Origin of the sequence: Halomarina rubra (assembly GCF_023699475.1) — an archaeon.
In the GTDB taxonomy this organism is placed as follows: Archaea; Halobacteriota; Halobacteria; order Halobacteriales; family Haloarculaceae; genus Halomarina; species Halomarina rubra.
In genome coordinates this window covers 74,073-96,977 of the sequence record NZ_JALXFV010000006.1, presented here as the reverse complement: position 1 = coordinate 96,977, position 22,905 = coordinate 74,073, and the positions used below count along the sequence as shown (strand labels likewise).

24 protein-coding genes are annotated in these 22,905 nt (G+C 58.9%); 10 read left to right on the top strand and 14 right to left on the bottom strand.

Going from position 1 to position 22,905, the window contains the following annotated elements; genetic code table 11:
- The gene (locus M1L36_RS12785; protein WP_250874140.1) at positions 1–702 is read left to right on the top strand and encodes an ABC transporter ATP-binding protein; all 702 of its coding nucleotides are present in this window, start codon (positions 1–3) and stop codon (positions 700–702) included.
- A complete protein-coding gene (locus M1L36_RS12780; protein ID WP_250874139.1) occupies positions 699–1,472 on the top strand; it encodes an ABC transporter permease in 774 nt (257 codons plus the stop codon). The genes M1L36_RS12785 and M1L36_RS12780 overlap by 4 nt, the downstream gene beginning before the upstream one ends.
- A gap of 47 nt (positions 1,473–1,519) precedes the next feature.
- Here the strand turns inward: M1L36_RS12780 and M1L36_RS12775 are convergent, their stop codons facing one another.
- The 3 genes from M1L36_RS12775 to M1L36_RS12765 form a co-directional block, all read right to left on the bottom strand.
- Positions 1,520–2,299 carry an ABC transporter permease gene (locus M1L36_RS12775; protein WP_250874138.1) on the bottom strand — a complete coding sequence of 260 codons (780 nt, stop codon included), beginning with the start codon at positions 2,297–2,299 and terminating at the stop codon, positions 1,520–1,522.
- 3 nt (positions 2,300–2,302) lie between these two features.
- Complete coding sequence (locus M1L36_RS12770) at positions 2,303–3,427, bottom strand: ABC transporter substrate-binding protein (protein ID WP_250874137.1); 1,125 nt, start codon at positions 3,425–3,427, stop codon at positions 2,303–2,305.
- Between the two features lie 385 nt (positions 3,428–3,812).
- A complete protein-coding gene (locus M1L36_RS12765) occupies positions 3,813–4,367 on the bottom strand; it encodes a dihydrofolate reductase family protein (RefSeq protein WP_250874136.1) in 555 nt (184 codons plus the stop codon).
- Positions 4,368–4,624: 257 nt separating this feature from the next.
- On the opposite strand from M1L36_RS12765, the gene M1L36_RS12760 reads away from it, so the two are divergent.
- Positions 4,625–5,158 (top strand): GNAT family N-acetyltransferase, encoded by a 534-nt coding sequence (locus tag M1L36_RS12760; protein WP_250874135.1) that lies wholly within the window; start codon positions 4,625–4,627, stop codon positions 5,156–5,158.
- Positions 5,159–5,591: 433 nt separating this feature from the next.
- Here M1L36_RS12760 and M1L36_RS12755 read toward each other — a convergent pair whose 3' ends face one another.
- From M1L36_RS12755 to M1L36_RS12735, 5 genes are all read right to left on the bottom strand, one after another.
- Complete coding sequence (locus tag M1L36_RS12755) at positions 5,592–6,200, bottom strand: hypothetical protein (protein ID WP_250874134.1); 609 nt, start codon at positions 6,198–6,200, stop codon at positions 5,592–5,594.
- A 157-nt stretch (positions 6,201–6,357) separates the two neighbouring features.
- The gene (locus M1L36_RS12750) at positions 6,358–6,867 is read right to left on the bottom strand and encodes a hypothetical protein (RefSeq protein WP_250874133.1); all 510 of its coding nucleotides are present in this window, start codon (positions 6,865–6,867) and stop codon (positions 6,358–6,360) included.
- 198 nt (positions 6,868–7,065) lie between these two features.
- Complete coding sequence (locus M1L36_RS12745) at positions 7,066–7,530, bottom strand: toxin-antitoxin system TumE family protein (protein ID WP_250874132.1); 465 nt, start codon at positions 7,528–7,530, stop codon at positions 7,066–7,068.
- Positions 7,531–7,534: 4 nt separating this feature from the next.
- Positions 7,535–8,092 (bottom strand): winged helix-turn-helix domain-containing protein, encoded by a 558-nt coding sequence (locus M1L36_RS12740; RefSeq protein WP_250874131.1) that lies wholly within the window; start codon positions 8,090–8,092, stop codon positions 7,535–7,537.
- A 510-nt stretch (positions 8,093–8,602) separates the two neighbouring features.
- A complete protein-coding gene (locus M1L36_RS12735; RefSeq protein ID WP_250874130.1) occupies positions 8,603–8,893 on the bottom strand; it encodes an amphi-Trp domain-containing protein in 291 nt (96 codons plus the stop codon).
- Between the two features lie 201 nt (positions 8,894–9,094).
- Between M1L36_RS12735 and M1L36_RS12730 the strand changes: the two genes are divergently transcribed.
- Positions 9,095–9,295 carry a hypothetical protein gene (locus M1L36_RS12730; RefSeq protein ID WP_250874129.1) on the top strand — a complete coding sequence of 67 codons (201 nt, stop codon included), beginning with the start codon at positions 9,095–9,097 and terminating at the stop codon, positions 9,293–9,295.
- A 69-nt stretch (positions 9,296–9,364) separates the two neighbouring features.
- Here M1L36_RS12730 and M1L36_RS12725 read toward each other — a convergent pair whose 3' ends face one another.
- Positions 9,365–9,676, bottom strand: coding sequence for an ArsR/SmtB family transcription factor (locus M1L36_RS12725; protein WP_250874128.1), 312 nt, complete (start codon positions 9,674–9,676; stop codon positions 9,365–9,367).
- 144 nt (positions 9,677–9,820) lie between these two features.
- Between M1L36_RS12725 and M1L36_RS12720 the strand changes: the two genes are divergently transcribed.
- Together M1L36_RS12720 and fer are read left to right on the top strand one after the other, a co-directional pair.
- Positions 9,821–10,651, top strand: a complete 831-nt coding sequence (locus M1L36_RS12720) for a DUF8054 domain-containing protein (RefSeq protein ID WP_250874127.1) — start codon at positions 9,821–9,823, stop codon at positions 10,649–10,651.
- Positions 10,652–10,841: 190 nt separating this feature from the next.
- Entirely contained in the window at positions 10,842–11,324 is a 483-nt protein-coding gene (fer, locus tag M1L36_RS12715) for a ferredoxin Fer (protein WP_250874126.1), read from the top strand.
- A 13-nt stretch (positions 11,325–11,337) separates the two neighbouring features.
- On the opposite strand, the gene M1L36_RS12710 is transcribed toward fer, so the two are convergent.
- On the bottom strand, positions 11,338–11,835 hold the full coding sequence (locus tag M1L36_RS12710) for a hypothetical protein (RefSeq protein ID WP_250874125.1): 498 nt from the start codon (positions 11,833–11,835) through the stop codon (positions 11,338–11,340).
- A gap of 253 nt (positions 11,836–12,088) precedes the next feature.
- Here M1L36_RS12710 and M1L36_RS12705 point away from each other — a divergent pair, with 253 nt between their 5' ends.
- Entirely contained in the window at positions 12,089–12,271 is a 183-nt protein-coding gene (locus tag M1L36_RS12705; protein ID WP_250874124.1) for a hypothetical protein, read from the top strand.
- A gap of 480 nt (positions 12,272–12,751) precedes the next feature.
- The gene (locus M1L36_RS12700; RefSeq protein ID WP_250874123.1) at positions 12,752–14,107 is read left to right on the top strand and encodes an RNA-guided endonuclease InsQ/TnpB family protein; all 1,356 of its coding nucleotides are present in this window, start codon (positions 12,752–12,754) and stop codon (positions 14,105–14,107) included.
- Between the two features lie 85 nt (positions 14,108–14,192).
- On the opposite strand, the gene M1L36_RS12695 is transcribed toward M1L36_RS12700, so the two are convergent.
- Positions 14,193–15,905, bottom strand: a complete 1,713-nt coding sequence (locus tag M1L36_RS12695; RefSeq protein WP_250874122.1) for a pyrroloquinoline quinone-dependent dehydrogenase — start codon at positions 15,903–15,905, stop codon at positions 14,193–14,195.
- A gap of 6 nt (positions 15,906–15,911) precedes the next feature.
- Positions 15,912–16,829: a hypothetical protein gene (locus tag M1L36_RS12690; RefSeq protein WP_250874121.1), complete on the bottom strand. Its 918-nt coding sequence runs from the start codon at positions 16,827–16,829 to the stop codon at positions 15,912–15,914.
- Between the two features lie 225 nt (positions 16,830–17,054).
- Between M1L36_RS12690 and M1L36_RS12685 the strand changes: the two genes are divergently transcribed.
- Positions 17,055–19,214, top strand: coding sequence for an AAA family ATPase (locus M1L36_RS12685; protein WP_250874120.1), 2,160 nt, complete (start codon positions 17,055–17,057; stop codon positions 19,212–19,214).
- An 81-nt stretch (positions 19,215–19,295) separates the two neighbouring features.
- Positions 19,296–20,321, top strand: coding sequence for a sodium:calcium antiporter (locus M1L36_RS12680; protein WP_250874119.1), 1,026 nt, complete (start codon positions 19,296–19,298; stop codon positions 20,319–20,321).
- A 56-nt stretch (positions 20,322–20,377) separates the two neighbouring features.
- Here M1L36_RS12680 and M1L36_RS12675 read toward each other — a convergent pair whose 3' ends face one another.
- A complete protein-coding gene (locus tag M1L36_RS12675) occupies positions 20,378–21,127 on the bottom strand; it encodes a class I SAM-dependent methyltransferase (protein WP_250874118.1) in 750 nt (249 codons plus the stop codon).
- A gap of 223 nt (positions 21,128–21,350) precedes the next feature.
- Positions 21,351–22,154, bottom strand: coding sequence for a hypothetical protein (locus tag M1L36_RS12670; RefSeq protein WP_250874117.1), 804 nt, complete (start codon positions 22,152–22,154; stop codon positions 21,351–21,353).
- Between the last annotated feature and the right edge of the window lie 751 nt (positions 22,155–22,905).

Sequence of the window (22,905 nt, the reverse complement as noted above, 5' to 3'; positions counted from 1 at the left end):
GTGACCGCCCTACGTGAGTTCGACGTCTCCGTTGAGGAAGGCGAGTTCGTCACCGTCATCGGTCCCTCTGGCTGTGGGAAGACGACCATCCTCCGAGCGCTGGGTGGGCTACAGGAGCCAACGACGGGCACCGTCAGTATCGGTGGGGCGTCCCCAGCGACCGCTCGATCGAACGCCAACATCGGGTTCGTCTTTCAGGACCATGCGTTACTCCCGTGGAAGACCGCCCTCGATAATGTGACGTTCCTGCGTGAAATGGCAGGAAAACCGGCCGCGACCGAACAGGCCAGAGAGGTGCTGTCGACGGTCGGTCTCGAGGGCTTTGCAGACGCACATCCCGCGGCACTGTCTGGAGGCATGAAACAGCGAGTCGCCATCGCCCGGGCGTTGCATCTGGGTGCAGACGTGTTGCTCATGGACGAACCGTTCGGCGAACTCGATGAGTTGACCCGCGAAGAGATGAGCGTCGAGATACGCCGCATCTGGCGTGATTATCGGAAGACAGTCGTGTTCGTCACCCACTCCATCCCCGAGGCGGTGTTGCTCGGCGACCGGTGTCTCGGTATCGAAGGCCCACCCGCCACGCTCGCATGGGAGCGTGAAATCGAGTTGCCCCGACCTCGCGACCAGCAGGTGTTCGAGTCGACGGCTTTCCAAGAGGAAGTTGCCGCGGTTCGACGACTCTTTCATGGCGACCGATGAGCGTGATTGAGCGCGTTCCCGGCGCGAACGTGACCCTTCCGGTCGCTGCCCTCATCGTTGGGGTGGCGCTGTGGTGGGCTATAATCACAGTGCTGTCGATTCCACCGTTCATCCTGCCCTCGCCGAGTGCCGTGGTCGAGCGACTGGTGACCCGACCGGGATTGTACGCCTCCAATGCGATGGCCACGCTCGCGAAGACGCTCGTGGGCGGGACGCTCGGCATCGTGGGAGGGATGGCGCTCGCGCTACTCGTTTCATGGCACCGGCTGCTCAGACGGGCGTTCGTCCCCTATCTCGTGGCCGCTCGGGTACTCCCAAAGGTCGCCATCGCTCCGTTGTTGTTGCTATACGTCGGGTTGGGCTTCGACACAGCGGTGTTGTTTGTCGCGCTCGTTTCGTTCTTCCCCATGACCGTAAGCACGCTTGCTGGCGTCCAGCGGACTCCCGAGACGCAACTCGACCTCATGCGGTCGGTCGATGCCGGCCGACTGCGGACGTTCATCGCCGTCGAACTCCCGTTTGCTCTCCCGGATGTGTTCGCAGGGGTGAAGCAATCGGTGACGCTAGCGGTGGTCGGGGCGACCATCGCGGAGTGGGTCGTTTCGACCGAGGGTCTCGGCTACCTCATCCTCATTGCCTCAGAAAGCGTGCAGCCAGACGTGATGCTGGCCTCGCTCGTCGTCCTGGTTGCGATGGGCCTGACGCTCTATGGAGTGGTCGTGGCACTCCAACATGTGGTGACCGAGCGCGTTCCGCTGGAGACAGCGTGACATCCTCCTACACCTGAGGACTGAGGACACAGCCACTCTCTGCGATGTCACCTGAAGGCTCGTTGCTGGACGAGCAGCCGTTCGAGGCCGGCAGCAGCGAGGTAGAATCCCAGGCCGAGAAAGACGAGCGTGATCAGTGCGGCGAACATGAGCGCCGTCTCGAGTGAGTCTGCGGTCATGAAGACGAGATAGCCCAGCCCGGCTTGGAGCGTGAGGAACTCCGCGACGATGGTGCCGATAACGCTCAGTGCTGCAGCGAGTTTGACACCGGCGAGGATGCTCGGCACCGCAGCCGGGACGCGGACGTGGAGGAAGGTATCGAAGCGACTCGCATCGACCGACCGCTGCAAGTCGAGATAGGTGGTAGGGGTCGACCGAAGACCATCCAGACCTCCGAGCGCGACCGGAAACACCGTTAGCGTCGCGACAAGCAATGACCGCGAAAGCAGTCCTGACCCTGCCCAGAGAAATACCAGCGGGGCGATGGCCACGAGCGGCGCGATTCGGAGTCCGACGAGGTACGGTTGGATGATTGCCCGAGCACCCGAAGAGACGACCATCGCGAATGCCAATATCAAGCCGACCGCGATTCCCGCGGACAGTCCGATGCCAGCGGTGACAGCCGAGATAGCAGCGTTGGTGAGTAGTTGTGACCACGACGTGAGACCGACATCGAGGACCGTCATCGGCGCAGGGAGAATCACCGTAGGCAGGTCGGTGAGGAAAACGACGAGTTGCCACCCGCCGACCAAGATGACGAAGACGACGCTCGCGGGCGCGACACGGCGAGCGATATCCTCGACAGACCCTCTCGGGAGTGTGCTCATCGGTCAGTTTGAGACGTGGGCCGCATACTCTCCGATAGCTGGCGCTTCTGTGTCGAGGTACTCGTTCGTCCAGACAGATTGTGGGTCGACATCACCACCGAGTTGGTCGTTATTGCGAAGCGCGTCTGCAGTCACTTGCCACGGATCCGACTCACTCCAGCCCCACCCCTGCTCTTGGACGGTCTCGGACATAACGTGGGCATCGGCCAGTTGAAGCCACTTCTGTCGCTGCTGGTCGCGCGACTCTGCAAGTGACTCGTTTGCCGAGATGAGCGCGTCGATCGCCGCCTCGACGTTGCTCCGAGCCCAGACAGTGCCGCGAGCAGTTGCCCGCAAGAACGCAGACACAGTCTCGGGGTGGTCCGTAGCGAAGCCCTGCTCAGTAGCGACGACGTGTCCGTACGCCGGCACCTCAGAGCCTACTTGAAGTGAATCAGTGGTGTAACCCTGTGCGCTTGCGGCGATTGCGTCACCGAAGACCCCGCCTGCAGCATCGATCTTTCCCGCGAGCAACTGCTGGACTGTGTCGTATCCCGTATCGACGAGTTCGACCTCCGAACGAACTCCTGTCTTCTCGAGGTACAGCTCGGTCAGCATCCGGACCATCCCTGGGCCGGTTCCGATAGTGGTCCCAGCGAGTTGAGAGGCTTGTGACAGTTCGCCGCCAAGGGTCTCACGTGTGCTAAACACGACAACCGGACTCTGTTGCATGATGACCCCGACGGAGAGCGCAGAGAGGTCACGGCTGTTGACGTTGAGGACTTGATCGCTACTCGTGATGGCGAACGACGTGTTGCCGAGTCCGACTTGCTTCGCCGAGAAATCCGAGCCTTGCCCCGCCTCGATGCGTTCGAGGTTCAGCCCTTCGTCCTCGTAGAACCCCTGTTCGGCCGCAGCGTAGTAGGGCACGTGCAACCCGTTCGGTTTCCAGTTGAGCAAAAGCGATACGTCGGTGACCGATGGCGACTGGGTCACCGCAGGTGTCGACTGCGTACCCCCTGTCGTTCCCGTCGATTCATTGCGCTCGGTCTGGTTGACCGTTGGCTGTCCGCCACCGGCGAACGACTCTGTACACCCCGCCGTGAGTGACGCACCGGCCACCGCGATGAATTGTCGACGTTTCATCATTACAATCTACCTCGTTAACAAAACCCACGGTGAAATACCTTCCGACGCTTCCTTTATTAGTTAAGGAAAATCACCGATATCCCCGATATTTGATTTGATAATTTCATTGATATCGATGATACCAGACGCGAATATCCCGATTTGGTGATGAACTGACGATGGGGACATTCCTCGCTATCGGAGTCGGATGTGTATCGAGGTGTCGAGAGGGGAGGCCGAGCCGTCAGACGAGCGGTAGGGTGGGGTAGTTCACAAAACTCGATGAAGATTGTGCTACTGCAGGGTTTGTCAGAAGCACCTGCATCATCTCCGCCTATTCCCCGTTGGACCATTCGGTTGATCTGACTGGTGGTCTATCCTACTGCCTGTTTCGGGGTCGGTTTGGTCATCGGAGGCTGTAGTCGACGAGGACGGAACCATCGTCAAAGTGACGTGTTGTATTGAGAGTGAGGTCGACCCGCGTTGCGTCGGGGAGCGCTCGGGTCCCCCCACCAACGATCGTCGGGACCAAGCGCAGTACATACCGGTCGACCAGCCCTGCGCGGATAGCCTCGGCAGCGAGGCCCGCGCCACCAATGGACAGGTCGCGGTCGGCTTGGTCTTTCATGGCCCGTACCACTTCGGGGTCGAACGTTTGCTCCAGGCGGGTCCGCGGTTCCGGCACGGTGTCCAGAGTAGTCGAGTAGACGACCTTGTCGGTATCCCCCCACGCCCCGGCAAACTCGCGTTGTACCTCGGGCAGGTCGTCGAGGAGAAAGGTGTCCCACACCCGCATCGTCTCGTACATGCGACGGCCGAGAAGGGAGGTGCCGACCGATTGTTGGTGGTCGTTGAAGAATGTATGCGCGTCCTCAGATGGCTCTGACCAGTCGAAGTTGCCGTTCTCGTCAGCGATGTAGCCGTCGAGTGATGAATTGATGAAGTAGATGAGGTTGGCCATGGAATCCTCTTGATCGTCGCGCCTATTCAGTATGGATGACAGAAAGGCCGGGGAACGATTAGATGGTACGTATCTACCAGTTGCGTCACCACGATTGACGCGAAACAAACCTCTGCGTTCCTTGCTGGTATTGGTAGACGCAGAGCGTGAGTCTATCAGCCAGAGGAACAACCGTTCGCAACTCTGCCAGATGTTTCCCGTTCAGGATCGTGCAAACTCGATATACGCTTCTCGTACGAATCCGTACCGAACACGAGATGACCAACGTGGAGATACGACCCATCACTGCGAGCGATTCCGATGCTATATACGAGATACATCGACGCGCATTCGACGGACGGACCGACGAGTCACGCATCGTCCAGCGATTACACGGCGCTGACAAGGCGGTGGTCTCGCTCGTGGCGGTCGAAAACGGTCAAATCGTGGGGCACGTCTTGTTTTCTCCGACGTCCGTGGACGACTGGGAGGAGACGCTCGCAGTAGTCGGGCTCGCACCGGTCAGCGTCCTCCCGGAAAAGCAAAACGAGGGCGTTGGTTCGTTGTTGATTCAGCACGGTCTAGCGAAGTGTCGAGACACTGGTGTCGACGCTGTGGTCGTGTTAGGTGACCCAGAGTACTATTCACGCTTTGGGTTCGAACGCGCGAGCGAATACGGACTCGGTAACGAGTACGGTGCCGACGAGGAGTTCATGGTCAGACCGTTGACCGACAGAGCGCTAGACGACGTAGAGGGAGTCGTCAGCTATCAACCGGAGTTCCAGGAAACCGAGGAGCAGGCGGGTCGGTGAAAGAAGCTGCTCGCATCGATTGCCGGTTTTGTTAGATGCAGAGCGTGGGTCTATCGGACGGCCCGCTGTTGTGTTCCAGTTCGTCGGAACGTTCACTACAGCTAACACACAAACTATTGCATGGCTACCCGCCAGTCCTCCGCTCTCCGGCCCCGCGGCTTCGTCGTTGCTGGAATCATCTTCTTACTCAGTACCATTCTCACGTACAGTGCGGCGTGCGGGCCTGTCGGGGGGTATGACGGCCCAACTGGGATTCGCTATGTTATCGTGAACCCTCTCGCCCTCGGCGTCGCATACGGGAATGGATGCGTCGCTCAGGTCGCAACACTGCCGATAGTGGTGGGATTAGTTTGTCTCGGAATTGGGGTCTCTCGGTGGCGACGAAGTCAGTAGACTCGTGGTAAGCGTCGAGCGATAGACTCAGAGCGTGGGTCTAACGTTTGGAGATTGAAGGCTTGCTCGTGGTTATCGTTGACTCGTCAGTTCGAGCGTCCCGTGTTGGCGGAATGACCGTACCGTTCTGTGCGGGTCGAACACCGGTCTCGAACTGCGTCTCTCCGTTCCCTGCATCCCTGTGAGTGACGATGACGTGCTCTGGGGAGCTTCCAGAAACAGTGATTTCGGCTCGGTATTCATACGGAGCAGCTGTTCCGTTGCAACCGCTCTTGTCTGATGGGACAACGGCGTCGTTCTCAACGACGACGTGGAGCGTGGTCTCGTTCACCGCTCGCGCCTCTGTGAGTTGGACGTCGATACAGTTCTGGTCACCGATGCCGACAGTGAGCCCAGAAACCGTAATCTGGTCGTCTGACCAGACAACACGCGTGGCCTCGCGGGTGTCTGCGTTTCCTTCGAAGTAGTCAGTCTCCCCATCCTCGTCAGTTGCATACGCTGGGTCAAACCCGAACGTCGTGTCTCCGACGTTGATTGGGGATGCTGCGGTCGTTGTCGATGACGGAGTACCTCCAAACCCGACACAGCCAGCTGTGAAGACAACACAGACAACTAAGAGGACGAGCCGCTGGGCGTTGGTGGGGACCATGAGCCGAACATTCCCCTCAGTACACAATCAGCTTTCGGGTCCGATTATCATGCAGTGATACACTCGCGGCACGTGTCTAACAGTTGAATCACCCCGAGTCGGCCTGAAATCAACGACGCTCAGTGTTTGCCGGTGTTGTTAGACACAGAGCGTGAGTCTAACGCAGCTGGCCATTTGATAACGGAGAAGATGCGATCGAGTGTGGAGTCGTGCTGCTTTGGGGTCTGACTGGCAAATCGGCCCTCGCGGTTACTCCACGCTCGGTGTATTCCCCAGTGGGTTCCGCCTTGTAGTAACTAACATCGACATTCGAGGACTCCCAAAAGTCGGGAGTGTCAATAATTATGTAGTGAGGACGCTCGTCGGTGGTGATTGAGACGTTCGCGCTGTACTCCAACGTGCCAACGTCAGTCGTTCCGAGTAATCGACCTGATTCGCTATACAAGTATACAGAAACGTTGTGATATGTTGGAGGGTCGGACTGAATCTTGTTGTTCGAAATCGTCCCGTTCAGACTGAAGTCGCCGTTTTCGGTCGAAAAGTTGCCGTTGTACGCGATGGTATCGGGAGTATTCCACCCTTCGTACCACCAGGGAACGCCACTGACCACGACGAAAAGTAGAACCAGAAGCATCGTCAGAGCCACGACGATGGTACGGAACCTCATCTATTTGAGAGTGTTCGTCTCTCTGTTAATAGAGTATCGGAGGGATCATCTGCTGATACACTCGCGGCACGGGTCTACCAGCTGCGTCACCGCGAATCGAGTCAAAAAACCCCCGCTCTAGCGGTCGGCCATCAGTAGCACGTCAAGCCCATACGCGCCGCTCGCTACGGCCGCTCGGCTCTCAGGACCTGTCGGGTCTCATGGAGGGTTGTTGGCGTCGTTTACCGGGTCAAACGACTCGGCATCGTACGCTGCTCGCCACAGCTGATGGATCGCCCGCGTCACGAGGATGATTTCGGTGACGCGGATGCATGACTCCTCAACGTCGTCGTCATCGTTCGACGCGTCCGGCGGCGGGTGAAAGTGGGCATCGCCTGACGGCGCTGTGTAGTCATTCGGATGGATGTCCCAGCGGAAGTTGCGATCCGCTGAGTCCGTATAATGGATGTTGTACTCGTTGGATACCGACCAGTGCACGCTTATGGTCGCGCACTCGGCGTCACCGATACCATCGCTGAGCCGGAGAAGCAGCTTGTCTGGGTTGATGAAGTCGTCGTACTCCCCCGAGGCGAGTGGTTCGAGCCGCTCGAACTCGATCTGGATATCATAGAGTACGTCGGGGTCGATACTGCCACGTAGCGAGTGGGGCTCCTGAGCGCTCATCGTGTCAGCTGACGACTCCTCTCGACTCGCCTCGGTCGCCAGCCGCATCATCATTTCCGACGACGTCTTCAGCGTCGGCGAGCGCGAGCGCCGCCCGCGCGAGCTTCAGGTTCCGACGCGTTGTCTGCCACTTTGTTATCTCGGCCGAGTCCAGCGTCGCGCCGTTGATGACCGCCGCTTCCGGTGACTCCGCGTTCGTCCGGTCTTCGAACTCCCGGACCGTCTCACGCATTTCGGTTACCCGCGCTGTGAGCGTCTCCTCGTCGACCTCGTCGAGCAGGCGGTGGGCACGTTCGAGGACGACAGAGCGGTTCGCACGCTTATACCAGGAGCCACGGTCGTCGTCGAACGTGATCTCGTCGACGAACCCATCCTCAACGAGTGTGCGGAGGTGCTTGCGCGCGGTCGTCGAAGTCGTCTGTGCACGCTCGGCGATGGTTGCGACCGTCTGAGGCTCGTACGTCCGCTTCATGACCGTGTGGACGCGCTCACCGGGCGTTGTCTCCTTCACCCACTCTTCAGTGACGCGCTTGTTCACGTCGACCGCTGGGTCTTCGGTCATATCCTCATTTGCACAGACCAACATATTACTCTTAGCATTACTCCACTAGTCTGAGCGTCGCTATCTCTCGGTCTGCTACCGCAAGTCGGTCCGCAGGAGAGGGTCACAGGGTGGTTCTCAACTTGGGTTGCATCGTTTGCCGGTGTTGGTAGACAGAGAGCGTGGGTCTATCACCGCGGTGGACCTGACCACTGACCTATAATTAAGTCCAATGCCACTGTATATCTCGGTCTATGACAGATTCGATACGAGCTAGATTGGTCGGATTCGACAACGAGGCATGGAACAATCCTTGGCACCTATATATCGGCATACCAGTTCTCGCAGTGCTGGGAGTTCTAATCGGTTCCTTGTATGGTGTCCATCTCGTGAGTTCTGGACTGAGTGAAAATCTAATCGTAGTTCTGTGCCTAGCGATTACGATGGTTATTGGATTGGTTGGGTTAGCCTGCTTTGATATGCGAAAATAGTAAATTCAGATCACCCTATCGATACCCTCGCGGCACACGTCTACTGGATGCTGAGGTGGTCGTCCTCGTCCCACTCGAACTCCAACTCGATTTCGAGTTCTCGCTTTCGTTCGCCGATGAACTCCACTTCGACCTCAATGGGTTCGCCGAAGGTGAATGGAATCTCCCAGTCGTCGCTGGACACTGTGAGTTCGTTGCCGTCCTCGACCTGGTCGGCGAGTTCCCGCAGGAAGGTCGCGGTCGCCTTCCGTGAGAGGCGCACCTCCCGTTCGAAATAGCCGTCGGTCACGATTCGCTGATCGTTCGACTCGTTGTTCGGGAGTTCCGGCATACTCGGTGTATGGACTCCTGACCTATAATCCTCGACACGGCGATGAGAGTGCGTCTCTCGTCCGTTAGAGACAGTCTCGATTCCGTGCTGACGAAACCATTATCTGAAGCCTCTGTGACAGCACCCCATGTTCTGTGCGACCATGCACCATGGATTTGGTGCGCCCGAACAGACCTCGGTACACGCGAGGCACAGGTCACAATGACGCTCTCAGGAGTGTTGATCGTCGGGTGCATCGGTGCTGTCGTTGCACTCTGGGTTGTCGTAGCCTTCGGTCCAACGAGCCACGAGTTCGTCGTCTGTCCGGTCTGTGATGAGCGGAATCCCGGAACCCAGCCGTTCTGTGCGGAGTGCCAGACCGACCTCGGCGTCGTCCTCTCTCAGGATGGCGAACGCTGGTGAGGCGTCGAGGGACAGAAATGCTGGCCGGCCAATTTGCGTCGTTCGATCGGGAGTCGACTATTGAGTGACTCAGTTTGCCGAAAGTGTCTCGGTCTCGGTCTCGGTCGGTTCGATGGTGTCGCCAGTGTAGAGACAGAACGACCGGCTTGGGGGTGGTGAGGCGCTAAACTCGACGGTGCGACGCAGACGGTAGTACTTTCGACGACTCGTCCGGTAGCTGTCGACGATGCCAGCTTCTTCCAGCACGTTGAGGTGATGGACAGCGCTCTTCCCGTCCATACCCACGCGTTCGGCGAGCTCTGAGACGTATCGTGGCTCGGTGGTCAACTCTTGGATGATTCGGAGTCGTGGCTTGCTCCCAAGCACGTCGAATAGAGACATGCCAACAACCCACAGTCGTCAGCTAATCAGTATTTTTCTAGAACTACGAACAGTAGTGAACAACAGTAACAATCGTCGACCGGAGTGTACGGTATTGTCTGATGTTTGCCACCACTTATCGTGCGCGCGATAAATGGACACTCGATGGACACCTCCGCCGTGATAGCCAGGGTTCGCCAGCCGGAGTATATTGGCGAGAACCGCTGTGGGCCCTGCACGGTGATCAACGGCGTCATCGTGGGGGTCTGTGCGCTTGTTCTCGCCGCTCTCACGACACCCGCCATTGGATTGGTTGCGTTCTCGCTCGGGGGTGTGGTCATCTACCTCCGTGGGTATCTGATTCCGGGAACGCCTGCACTCACGAAACGATACTTCCCGCCGTGGTTGCTCGGCGTGTTCGGGAAAGCGCCCAGTGTAGAGAGTGACGTCTCCACGCGAGGATCTACACAGACTGGGAAGCCACTCGTCGATGCTGGAATTCTCTTAGATACACCAGACGGGCCAATGCTCGCAGCGGACGTCCAAGAGGAATGGAACGAGCGGACCAGTGCCCTGTTGGAGGGAGGTATCGATAGCGACGCAGTCGCCGAGGCCTTCGATGCAGCGACGGTTTCCCAACTCGGTGAGACCTCGTTCGTTCTCGATGGGACCTCCTCGATGCAGTGGGGGTCAACGGAGACCCTCGCTGCAGACGTCGCTGGAGCCACACTCCTCAACGAACGCGTCAAAGCGTGGAGTGAGTTCGACCGTGACCGCCGCCGAAATACACTCCGCGCACTGCGACTCTGTCTGGAGCGCTGTCCGGCGTGTGAGGCGACACTTGCGCTCGAGACAGAACGGGTCGACCCGTGTTGTCAAAAGCCTCATCGCCTCGCTGCCGCCGTCTGCGAGGACTGTGGTGCTATGGTCGCCGATGTGGCAGTCGTCGACACCGGTGAGGAGCAGTCGGTCTCAGCAACACTCCTCGATTGGTAAGCGGCCGACAACCGTCGACTGACTTCCTGTATGTTCGTCGTTGCTCGGTGACTCGGACGAAATATCCGGTGTATCAACCCGTGGTCGGATACACACGGCCTCATCTCGGTCGATATTGTTTTCTCTCACCGGGGTCGTGGCCTGCTCAGCCAGCCGGCAAATTAAGTACTTCTCTGCCATTTGATACCATATGTCTGAAGACAAGCGCCTCCCGAACATCAAAGCGGGAAAGGGGGGTGATCGACGATTGGAGGGTGCAGAGAAGTCCAAGTCAACGACGTTGAAGTATCTCTCCTACGGCGTCTTGGAGCGACGTGGGTGGAGTTGCGACGACGAGGATCTGTTCGAGAAGGCGGCCGCGGCCGACCTTGACGAGGCTTACTATGGGGTCATCGAAATCGACCAGACCGAGTACGTCCTCGATGGGGCCGAAGATTCGGGGCTTGCATGGCCATTCGAGTGTCGCGCGGCGTCCTGTGCGAACTGCTGTGCGTATCTCATCGAGGGAAACGTCGAAATGGATATGAACCTCTTTCTGACCGACGAAGAGGTCGAGGAGATGGATATTAGACTCACGTGCGTTGGCAAGCCGACGAGCGACGAGGTCAAACTCGTCTACGACGCCCGCCGCTCGGAGTACCTGCAGACGGTCGTTGGCGAACGAGAAGTGTGAGCGACGACACTCGTCAGTCGTCGTCGGCCACCTGCGCGCTCGCCTGGGCTTCGACGGCAGCCTTGAGCCGCTCGTCCGGTGTGGCGTCCATCACCAGTCGCTCGGATTGATGCTTGTGGACCGATGAGACGTCGGCGTCCTCTTGAGCCTCGACAAGCGCCGCGAGGAGGAGAGCATGAGTATCGATGCGCCGTTCGAGTGTGTTGAGCTTGTTGAACGCCTTCTCCGCGAATCCGGTGAGTGAATCCGAGAACTCCGAGAGTTTCACGTCGTTCTGTTTCACCTTCCGCTCGTTCAGGCTGATACGAGCGAAGTTGTCGACTGCTTCGATCTCCTCTCTGAGGTCGTCGATTTCTGATTCCAACTCTGCAACTCGCCCCTCGACACGCTCGTCGACGAGTCCCTCGAATGTTGGCCCCTCCCCTTCCTCTTCGATGGGCGTTTGATCGAGGTCGTCCGCCTCACTGCTCGCCGACCGTGGCCGCTGCCGGTCATACTTGCTTGGCGACATGTGTTGTCCGATGGCACGACTCATATTATACCTTTGTTCACCCGACAGAAACCCACGTCTGAACAAGACGGTCTGGCGTAGCTAGATGCCCTCTTTCTGGACACGACGCTCGTTTGGAATTTGGGTTTTGCGTGGACATTCAGAATCAATTGCCACTATACATTTGCCATTTGCACTTCTAATCGAGATATAAGTGCACGCCTTAACGATTGTTCTCGGAATGTATTTCTGCGGCAGACCACGTACTTTCAGTATGCCCGAACAGCACGACGACCTGAAGCTTCCCCGTGCAGACCTCCGCCCGAACACGACTGGTGTGCCGATGTCCTGTCTCAACTGTGGAATGGCGTTTCCTCGACGCGACGTCTCCTCGCCCATCAAGGGTGAACTCGCCTGCCCATCCTGTGGTGGCACGCGCATTATCTACCAACTTTGAGTACACAACCGAAGCGGGTCGCGAAACGCCGCAGACATTCTCCCACGGCTAAAGCCGTGGGCGTTCTCCTCGAATCTCTGTAAGACCCGACGCCCACCGTTCAGAGCCGCCCGCGAAAAGCAGATTCTGCCTGCAGGTTCTTTGCCCACTCAGTGCGTAGTAATGTCGCTATGACTGGACGGTCGGACGACAAGGCGCTCCCACGTGAGAACCTCCGCCCAGCGACTGATGGTGTTCGGATGTCGTGTCTGAGCTGTGGTGTGACGTTCCGCCGCAGTGAGGCGGCAACGCCGAAGAAGGGCCAACTAGCCTGTCCGGTGTGTGGCGCCGTCGACATCACACAAATTCGAGGCGGAAGCCCACGACTTGAGTCGTGGGAGGAAGCCGACGATGCTGGCCACGGGCCACACTCACAGCCCTATCGTCGTCCACTTTCACTCTGTGACTGAGGCATATTCTCTCTCCACCCCTCGCGTGCGTATGGACGACGACCGGGTGAACCGGACGGTCGTGCTTCCCCTCGTCGTCCCTCCCGAGCGCGTCGCAGATCTGCACGCGACCAGACGCCGCGTCGCCTACTGTCAGCGACGAACCAGCGACGTCTGTTGGGACGACCCGAACCGACCAGCAGACGTCATCAGTACGTATCGAACCGCCGAGACGGCCCTCTACCACCAGTTGCGCGAGGAGACCGAGGGGCTGCATTCGAATCTCGTCCAGAAAGCGATGAAGGACGTGACCAGCAATATGGGCACCGCGAAGAGCAACTGGCGCGCAGGCGACCAGGTGGGCCAGCCGACGTATCCTGACAGCCAAGATGATGGCTCGTACGCTATCACCTACGACAAACGTGCCGCGACCTTCCACAAATACGAGGTCTCGCTCGCCACCGTCACCGGGCGTGTCGAGTGTCGCTACGTCCTCCCGCGTGACATTCAGGGCACGCCGTATGAGCGGTACGTGCTGGATAGTCGCTGGTCGTTCGGCACCTCGAAATTAGTGTTCGACGGCGAGCGCTTCTGGCTCCATGCGGTGTGTACGCGACCACGACCGACCCAGCCAGTCTGGGCGACGGATGCAGTCGACGAGAGCAGTTCAGACACGCAGACGAGAATCAGACTTCTCGGCGTGGACTGTAACGTCGACGGCCATAGCGTCGTGACCAGTGTCGCGGGCTTCCACGGCAACGCCGACGCATTGAACGATCGGCGCGAGCAGTTCGAACGCGTCCGTGGCGGCCTCCAGCAAACAGGAACGCGCTCTGCCCATCGAACCTTCTACGGGATGAGTGGCCGTGAGTGGCGGTTCTTTGACGCCTACGCCCACGACTGTGCGAACGGCATCGTCGACGACGCATTGGGAGCACGGTGTACTCATGTGGTTTTCGAGGACCTGACGCGCATCCGGAAGCGCATCTCGAACGCGCCGAAGTTCCAGCAGTGGCTGTTCAAACGGATTCGGACGTACACCGCGGACAAGCTGGAACTGCTGGGTATCAAGACGGCGACGGTGAACCCACGGAACACTTCCAAGCGCTGTTCGCACACCGACTGTGAGTCATGTACGGACGCGAATCGGTCGGGCAGCCGCTTCGAGTGCGTCGACTGTGGGTTGGCGCTGCACGCCGACTACAACGCCGCCCGGAACATTGCACTCCAGTGGTTCGCAGAGAACGCACATGAGATGAAGCATGGCCAGTCGAGCCAAACGTGTTCGGCTGGTCGGGCCACGAGTCAGCTGGCCCTCAAGTCAGGGACACTCTCTCCAGACGGCGTGTTTTCGCCGGTTGACGGGCTGTCCACTGACAAGCCCACGAGTTCACTCGTGGGTCGCTGACCCCTGATTTACCGAGAGGACAGACCGATTGCTCGGGGTGCAGAAAGGACAAGGGGAAAAATACGAGTGGTCGATGACGAGTCGCTCAGGCCTCCATGGAGAACACGACGACGCGGTCATCGCGCACCCCACGGCGAAGCCAGCCACTCCCACCGACCTGGATGGCGATGTACTGCTTGTTCGTGTCCGGGTCGAACCAGCTGATGGGGCTCGAGGAGATGGCGGCGTCGCCAGTGTCGAACTCCCAGAGGTGCTCGCCCGTCTCCCCGTCGTACGCGATGAAGTCACCGTTCTGCGTACCGGCGAACATCAATCCCGTCGCCGTCGACATCGTGCCACCCCAGATGTAGGTGTCACTGTCGACCCAATCGCGCCAGACGCGCTTGCCGGTGACTGGGTCGAACGCCGAGATGGAGCTGATGTGACCGTTGTAATCATCGGGCATCTGCTCAGCTTCGTCTTCGAGGATGCCGCCCCAGTACTTGCGGCCTTCCTCGAACTCCTCGAAGCGCCACCAGGCTTCCTGGGCGTTGTTGTGCATCTTATAGTACACCAGCCCAGTCTCTGGGTTGTACGTCGCCGGGTGCCAGTCACACCCGCCCATCCCGCCCGGCATGAACGTTCCACGCCGGCCGTCGTCGATGTGCGGAATCATGCTGAACATGTTCAACTGCTGGACGCCCGGGTCCGACCGGGTGATGAGCTGTCCGGTCTCAGCGTCCATGGAGTAGACCCATCCGGTCTTCCCAGCGTTGACAACGGTGTCTCTCACCTCATCGCGATGCTCGAACTCGAGGTCGTTGATGAGCATCCGCGGCGAGGCGGAGTCATAATCCCACACGTCGTGGGGTGATTCCTGGTGGAACCAGAGTCGCTCGCCGGTCTCGGCGTCGATACACATCGTCCCACAGGTGTTGCGGTTCGGCCCGGGACGGACCGAGCCGTCGAAGTCAGGACCGGGGTTGCCAACAGGCATGTACAGCCGGTCGCGCTTCTCGTCGTAGGTGGCTGTCATCCAGTTCGTCCCTGCGGCCTGGTTGATGGAGTCGCCGACCCACTCCTCCTCAGGACAGGTTCGGGTGAACCACTTCTCCTCGCCGGTCTCAGCATCGATCGCGGTGTGGAATCCACGGACGCCGTACTCACCACCAGCACTGCCCGTGAAGAGGGTACCATCGTAGACGATGGGTGCCCACGTCGCCGAGTAGCCACGTTCGTGGTCGGCGGTCGATGTGTACCACACTTCCTCGCCGGTATAGCGATCGAGTGCAACGACACCCGAGTCGAGCGTCGTCATGAACACCTTATCCTGCCAGACCGCTGGCCCTCGGTTGTTGTCGTCACAGCACAACACGACGTCCGAGGGGACGGCATAGGTGTAACTCCACAGAATCTCGCCGTTGGTCGCGTCGATGGCCTTGATGTGGTTCGGACCGTTCGACTGGTACATCACGGTCGGCTCACCGGGGACGACTATCGGCGACCCCTCCATACTCGAGCCCGCACCGGCGTGGATGTCGAACTCGACTTCGAGGTCGCCGACGTTCTCTTTCGTGATGACGTCTGCTGTGGTGTATCGGTGCTGTTCGTAGTTCCCGCCGTAGGTCAACCAGGCTTCCTCGTTCTCCCCGGACCCACTCAGCATCTCCTGGGTGATGTCGAACTCAGGAATCCGGTCGATATCGTGTTGATGGGTTACCGATTCGTCGGGTGACCCGAGCACTCGATACCCGTTGTCTGTCTCACGAACGACCGTGTCCTGTGCTGCCTGCACCGCCCTGTCTTCTTGTAGTGACATGGATTGTTACCTCGCTTTTGGAGCCGCTCGCATCTCTTCGGTGATGTAATAGACGTCCCGACAGATCGCCTGCTGGTTGAGGATCATAATCGCCGCGCTGGCCGTCAACGCCGCCATCAGTTGGCCATCGGTGAGCGATTGGTCGTCCTCAGCCGCGATTTCTCTGGCCGCGCGAGCCAGGAGATACAGGCCACCGAGCATCGCCTTGATGTCCCAGTAGCTGTCTTCGAGAATCTCATCGGTGATGAGGATCTTTTTTTGCCAGAGGTGGATGTCGAGCGTCTGTATCCACAGGAGCGTGCCGCCGGCTGCACGTTGGTGCAACGGCGGGACGAAGTCGACGTTGAACTCTACGTCGTGGGGAATCTCCTTTGTCGGGACCCACCGTTCGAGTTCTTTGTCGCTGTTGATGACGCTCGTCATCAACCGAAGCTGTTCTGCCTCGTCGAACCCGACCCGTTCGAGGTCATCGGTCAGCGGGTCAGCCTCGATGACACCGTGGGCCGTGTTTCGAATGTGTTCTGATGAGAATCGAGGCGCGTTCTCGTCGACGCTCTCGAAGAAGCCAACCTCACAGAGGTGGTCGTACAGTCGCCACCCTGGTTCGACTAACTCCCGATACAGTTTGTCGGGCTCTGTTTCACCGCCCGGGATTCCGACCTCGTGGACGGCCGGGAGGCGTTCGATTTGTGTCTCGATATCGTCGAGAGCCGACTCCAGCAAGTCGACGTCGAGCGAACCGACGAGGTCGGCACGAATCGCTTCGCCCATCGAGACGAACTCCTCATCGACGTCGCCTTCGAGAGCGTCTTTCAACACCGCCAGCGTCAGGGTTTCACCAAGTGCCGCTTCCTCGACACCGAGGTTGCGCGCAATCTCGTTTTGTTCCTGATTCGTTATCTGTAGTCCGTTATCATCTGTCATGGAAACGCAATACAACTCATTGACGAGTTTATAAAACTATTTTCCAACGTTGTACTGACAGTGGCTAATACATTAGTTTGTTATCTCAACAGAGACAGCATAGAGACGGTCGCTCAAAAATGTCAGAATTTGTAATACAGTCCCGTGAGCAATTCGTTCGGTATTTGAGTAACTTGCCCCCCGTGTCTTTATCATCTCGGCAGTCAACACGCCGACAGGAGTTGTATGCGATTCACTGTCACTCCGCTGAAGGAGAGCGACGCTGGGAGTGGCCTCTCCGTCCTTGGCCGAGACGCGATGGACGACCTCGGCATCACTAGCGGCGACTACGTCGTCGTCCGTGGTGCGGATGGTGGAGTGGCAGTGACCCAAGTCATCGCCAATGACAGCGTTGAGGAGGGAACCATCCGAACGGACGACCTCCTCCGTCTGACCGCCGACGTGGACACTGGTGAGGAGGTGAGCGTCGAAGCAGTCGATCTCACGTCTGCAGACAGTGTAACCGTCTCGCTGCCTGAGGGCATCGCTACTGCCGACCATCTCGACCTCTCCCTGCGAGAAAAACTCATCAGCCGGGCTGTCCTTGCCGACCAAATCGTGCCAGTTACGCTGGAGACTCGTCCCGGGGCAGAGGACCCTGAGCAGACCGTTCCAGTTCGAATCGACGCAACCGAGCCGACAGCTGCCGTGGTGATACGCGACTGGACGCGGGTCTCGGTGGCGCCCACACCAGCAGCGGGGCTTCCGGCCACACTCGACGCAGGCCGAACGTCGACAGTCATCACGTTCGCAGACCTCGGCGGATTGGACAGTGAACTCCGTCGACTTCGTGAGACCGTCGAACTCCCCCTTCTCGCCCCAGACCTCTTCTCCCGGCTTGGCGCTAAGCCACCCAATGGTGTCCTGTTGTACGGTCCCCCTGGGACCGGAAAGACGCTGATTGGGCGTGCACTCGCAAACGAAACGACAGCGCACGTCGAACTCATCGCGGCGTCGTCACTCCACTCAGGAACACAGACCGCACGCGAGCAGGTGCGCGAGCACCTCGATACTGCAGTGGAGAACAGCCCGGCCATCGTCTTCATCGACGAGGTGGACAGAATCGCCGGTGACCGACAGGCATCTGGTCGTGACTCGGCCAGTGGTGGCGCCACACTCCACTCGCTGTTGGACGATATCGAGTCAAACACCGACGTCATCGTCGTCGGGGCGACGAATCGTCCGGATGCAATCGATCCAGCCTTACGCCGCTCGGGCCGGTTCGACCGGGAGATCGAAATCGGCGTTCCCGACCGCGATGAGCGAGCGGCTATCCTCCGCGTCCACACTCGTGAGATGCCACTGGCTGGCGACGTCGACATCGCTGGACTTGCAGAACGAACCCACGGGTTCGTTGGGGCCGACATCCAGCATCTCACCCGCGAGGCTATCTTTCACACCCTTCGTCGCAACGGTATCGACCCACAGCGAGCGACGACAGACGATCTCGATGCCCTCACGCTGACGGTGACGGCTGCAGATTTCGACGCGGCCCTCCGAAACACCGAACCATCGGCGCTTCGGGAGGTGTTCGTCGAGGTGCCCGACGTCACCTGGGACGATGTAGGTGGACTGGCGGCAACGACTGACCGGCTTCGCGAGACGATTCAATGGCCCTTGGAGTACCCAGAGGCGTTCAAGCGTGTCTCACTGCAACCGGCGAAGGGCGTCTTGTTGTATGGCCCACCAGGGACTGGCAAGACGCTTCTGGCGAAGGTGGTCGCCAACGAGGCGAACTCGAATTTCATCTCCATCAAGGGCCCAGAGTTGCTCAACAAGTACGTTGGTGAGTCTGAGAAAGGCGTCCGTGAGGTGTTCGAGAAGGCGCGGGCGAACGCACCCACAGTAGTATTCTTTGATGAGATTGACGCAATCGCGGCCGAACGCGGTGGGAGCAGCGACAATGGCGTCTCCGAGCGCGTCGTCTCCCAACTACTCACCGAACTCGACGGGCTCGAAGAGTTGGAGGATGTGGTGGTCGTCGCAACGACGAACCGGCGTGATCTGCTTGATGAGGCGCTGTTGCGACCCGGGCGATTCGATCAGCACATCCACGTGACGGCGCCCGACGAACCAGCCCGCGTGAAGATATTCGAGGTCCACACACGAGACCGACCACTCGCTGCTGACGTCGACCTGGATACATTGGCCGAGACGACCGAGGGGTTCGTTGGCGCAGACATCGAAGCAGTGTGTCGTGAGGCCGCTGCAACAGCCGTCCGTGAGTATGTCGATGGCGACGTAAACGAGCCAGCCGACCTCGTGCTAACGGCGACTCACTTCGAGACGGCAATCGAAACGGTCGAGAACGGAACCGATGGCCGCCCAGGCGAGGCAACCAGATGACAGAGCGTCCTGAACTGCGATGAGAAGTGACCGGTCGGTCGCACCCGTCTCTGGGTGGACCTGCGGACTCGTTGTGATTAGATGGTGCTAGGACTTCCACCGACGCTGGTTGCTGCCCTGTTGTTTCTCGGTGGCGTCTTCCTCGTCGTCGAAAGCGTCGAGACGTTCGTCGAGAGCGTCGCCGAAGCTGCACTCGGCCTGGGTGTCTCTGCGTTCTTTCTCACGATCGTCCTCGCTGGGACGGACCTGGAAAATGCCATTCTCGGGGTAGCCGCGGTCACCGGTGACTTGCCATCGGTCGCGCTCGGGACGGTGTTCGGCGAAGCACTGTTCATCCTCGGTGCGGCCGTGGGTCTCGCGGGTGTGCTCGTCCCGTTCGACGTCTCCGTTCCTCGAATCTACCTGCTGGTGACGATTGCCTCTCCATCGCTCATGCTTGCATTCGCTGCCGACGGCACGCTCTCTCGACTTGATGGTGCACTACTCGTGTTCGCGTTCGTGCCGTTCATCCTGATCGTCTATCTGCTCGAACGGCGTACTCAAACTCGGTTTCTCGATGCGGAAGCACTCGAAGCAGACGACGATGACGATGAGCAAGCTGTAGACACAGAGCAGGAGCTGGAGGGGGAGAATGATGAAGACGAGCAGGGGGATGCTGAGGCGACAGGCGTTATCGCGATTGCCGTGCCGTTCCTTGCAGTCCTTGGGATGACAATCGGGTCGGAACTCGCCGTCGTCGGTGCTCGTGACCTGCTTTCGGTCTCGGGCATCTCCGGGCTTGCCTTCGGCGCGACAGTGATGAGCTTCATCGCCTCGATAGAGGAGTTATTCCTGACAGTCGAACCCGTTCGCAACGACCGACCACATCTCGGGGTGGGCAACGTCGTTGGGAGTACCGTCTTCTTCGTCACAGCAAATGCCGGCGTCATCGCCCTTATTCGACCCATCGACATGACCGGGAGCGTCCTCACCGTCCACTGGCCGTTTTTCTTGGGAACTCTGGCCATCGTCGTCGCGCTGTTCGCGTACGGCCGCGTCAGTCGGCCAGCAGGAGGACTCTTGCTCGCTGCGTACGCTGCCTACTGGGGCGCGAACTACGTCTTGTGAGTACGCCGACGGCTGGTGTCTGTGCGTTCAACAGCCGTTGGCTACACGGTGTGCGTTCAGCGTGGGTTTCTACTCGGCGGGTTGGGTGTTGCCGCGTAGAGGAAATACGACTCGTCGAGTGACCGTTGGTCCGTGACGGTGAAGCCGGCATCGACGAGCAGGTCGTACCAGTATCGCGCTGGTGAGACGCCCTCATCGTGTGGGAATGGGAGTTCGAGAACACCGACCGTCCCGTCCCGGTCACAGACTCGTCTGGCATCAGTGAGTGCAGCCTGCGCCTCAGCCTTCGAAAGGTCATGGAGCACTCGCGAGAACGTCAGGACGTCCACCGAGTCCGTCGCAAACGGGAGGTGTGGCGCATCACCTCGAACCGGGTCAACATCGAGACCAGCCTGAGCGGCGTTTCGGCGAACGAGCCCCGGCCCGTTTCCGAGGATGATGCGGTCATCGAAGACGTCGAATGCGATGACACGCGTCCCAGGGTCGATAGTTGGTGCGAGCCCGACCACCGACCGCCCGGTTCCAGAGCCCACATCGAGGACTGTCTCGGCCGATTCGAGAGGGAGCATCGCCGCGAGTGCATCGTATTTCTCACGGTCGAGGTGCCACGGTGGTGATGAGAGCACCTTCCGGAGCGTCTGGGCAGTGGTGCGGGTGCCCCAGCCAACGAGTAGGAGGGAGATGAGATCGCAGAGCCGTCGTCGCCTGGCCAGTCGTCGAAGAGCAAATCCAGCCCCGATAGCGAGAAGACCGGTGAGCAGCCGTCGAAGCCGGCGCCGCCAGTGATACAATCCGAAGTTGAACATGAGCAACGTATCGCTGCAGGTCGCAATAGTCCCAGGTGCTCACCAAACCGGCTGGGTGAGTCGACTCTGGAGGTAACCTCACGTGCGCCCCAGTCTTTCAAATGGTGAGCGACAAGGAACCGGCTCGATTGAATAGCCCTCAAATCTGCATCGGTTGTTTAGCCGCCCCTGAGACGTTCTACAGGGCGGTTACTCCGGAAACGGTGGGGTGGGAGAGCGAGGTCTATATGTCGCTCATCGTCTCTTCGTGATACCCCGCATCGAGTGCCATCGAGACCGATTCCTCACAGAACGTCTCAAGGTCGACATCGGCAGTGTTAGCGCCAACGAGGGCGTGTTGAGCGAACAGGTACGAAAGAATCGTCGCATGCGTAGTCTTCGACAAGTCATCTGGGACACCCATAACGTAGGCAACCGGGGCTTCGACAGTTGACTGGATGTCTTCCTGTGGGTATGGCTGGTCACCATTGTTGGTGCTGACAGTGTGGCGTATCGTCCCGTCGCTCGTGAGTACCTGTAGCCAGAACACTGTGAGGTCAGAATCTGAAAGCATAGCCCCTGCTTGTTCTAATCGAGTCGACAGCGAGCCAGGAATCGGGTAATCGACTGGGTCTGCGTTCGATGCGTTCGATAGCCAACGAGCAAGTTGAGGGGTGTCTGCGCCAAGCTGGTTCAGCGCTGCTTGGTTTGAGATGTCGGCGGGGCGACCGTCTGTGAGAACGCCCAGATGGTGACCAAACAGTTGCCGAGTGAGTTGGGTGACCTGTGGATACTCGAGGTCGTCATCGAAGCCAGCGAGATAGGTGATCTGTGGTGTCGTGTTCGGACTGGTCACCTCACTTGGAGTCGAATCAAGCGCTGTTCCATCGCCGGTTGCCTGTAGCCAGAACGCGAGGACGTCTTTCTGCTCGAGCGTTTCGAGTGCTTTCGAGCGTGCTTTCTCGAAGCGTCCGTCGAGACCGCTCTCCAGAAGCGAGAGGAGTTCCCGGTCGGTGCCAGTATCATCCGGGTTTGGGATGTGTGCCATCGCTCGGGAGTTCGAGAGAGTGTATTTGAACCTTTGTCAAAATGCCAATAGAGGCGCTCTTCGTATTGATATCAGCAGTTCGGCAACAGCAGTGGGTTCAATTTTGTAAGGTGGGTGGTCAGTGGATTCGGTAATGGTGGTTGAGTCAGCAATCACCGAAATCGGTGATTGTGCTACTGGGGTCGCAGTGGAGGTGAGATACACAAGCGCGAATTGAGTAGTAGGCCCTGTGACCAGAGCGGAGGAGAATCACTTTTAGGGAGACTGCTGCATTCGCTTGCATCACACAGCGGAGTTCCGGAGTTCAACCACACAGAAAGGGGGTAGGCTTGTTTCAGAGTTGGTGGAAGACACAGCAAATCTGATTCGCCGTTCTGTGAGATACGGACACCCCCCAATTATGAGTGAAAGCTATCTTGGTTTGGACACCCCCACCCCACGTTGTGAGTGAAAACCAGCCCTAATCGGGGCCCCTCAATCATACGTGAACCGCCGTTTCAGAGGGATTGAAGATGTTTCATTAACTCACACGCACCCCACCGTTTCCGGAGCGTTTCCTCGTACGATATGCTTAGAAGAGAGGGGAAGACACCAAACAGCCTTTCAGATTCTCTACTGCTTAAAGGAGCGTTCGTCCATATCAATCTAAGAATGGAAAGCTCAGGAAAACCGCTGTGTGTCAGTGGGAGATTGTAGTTCGTCAGCCGGGGCGGCACACACCACATTTCCGGAGTTATACATGGAGATGGGA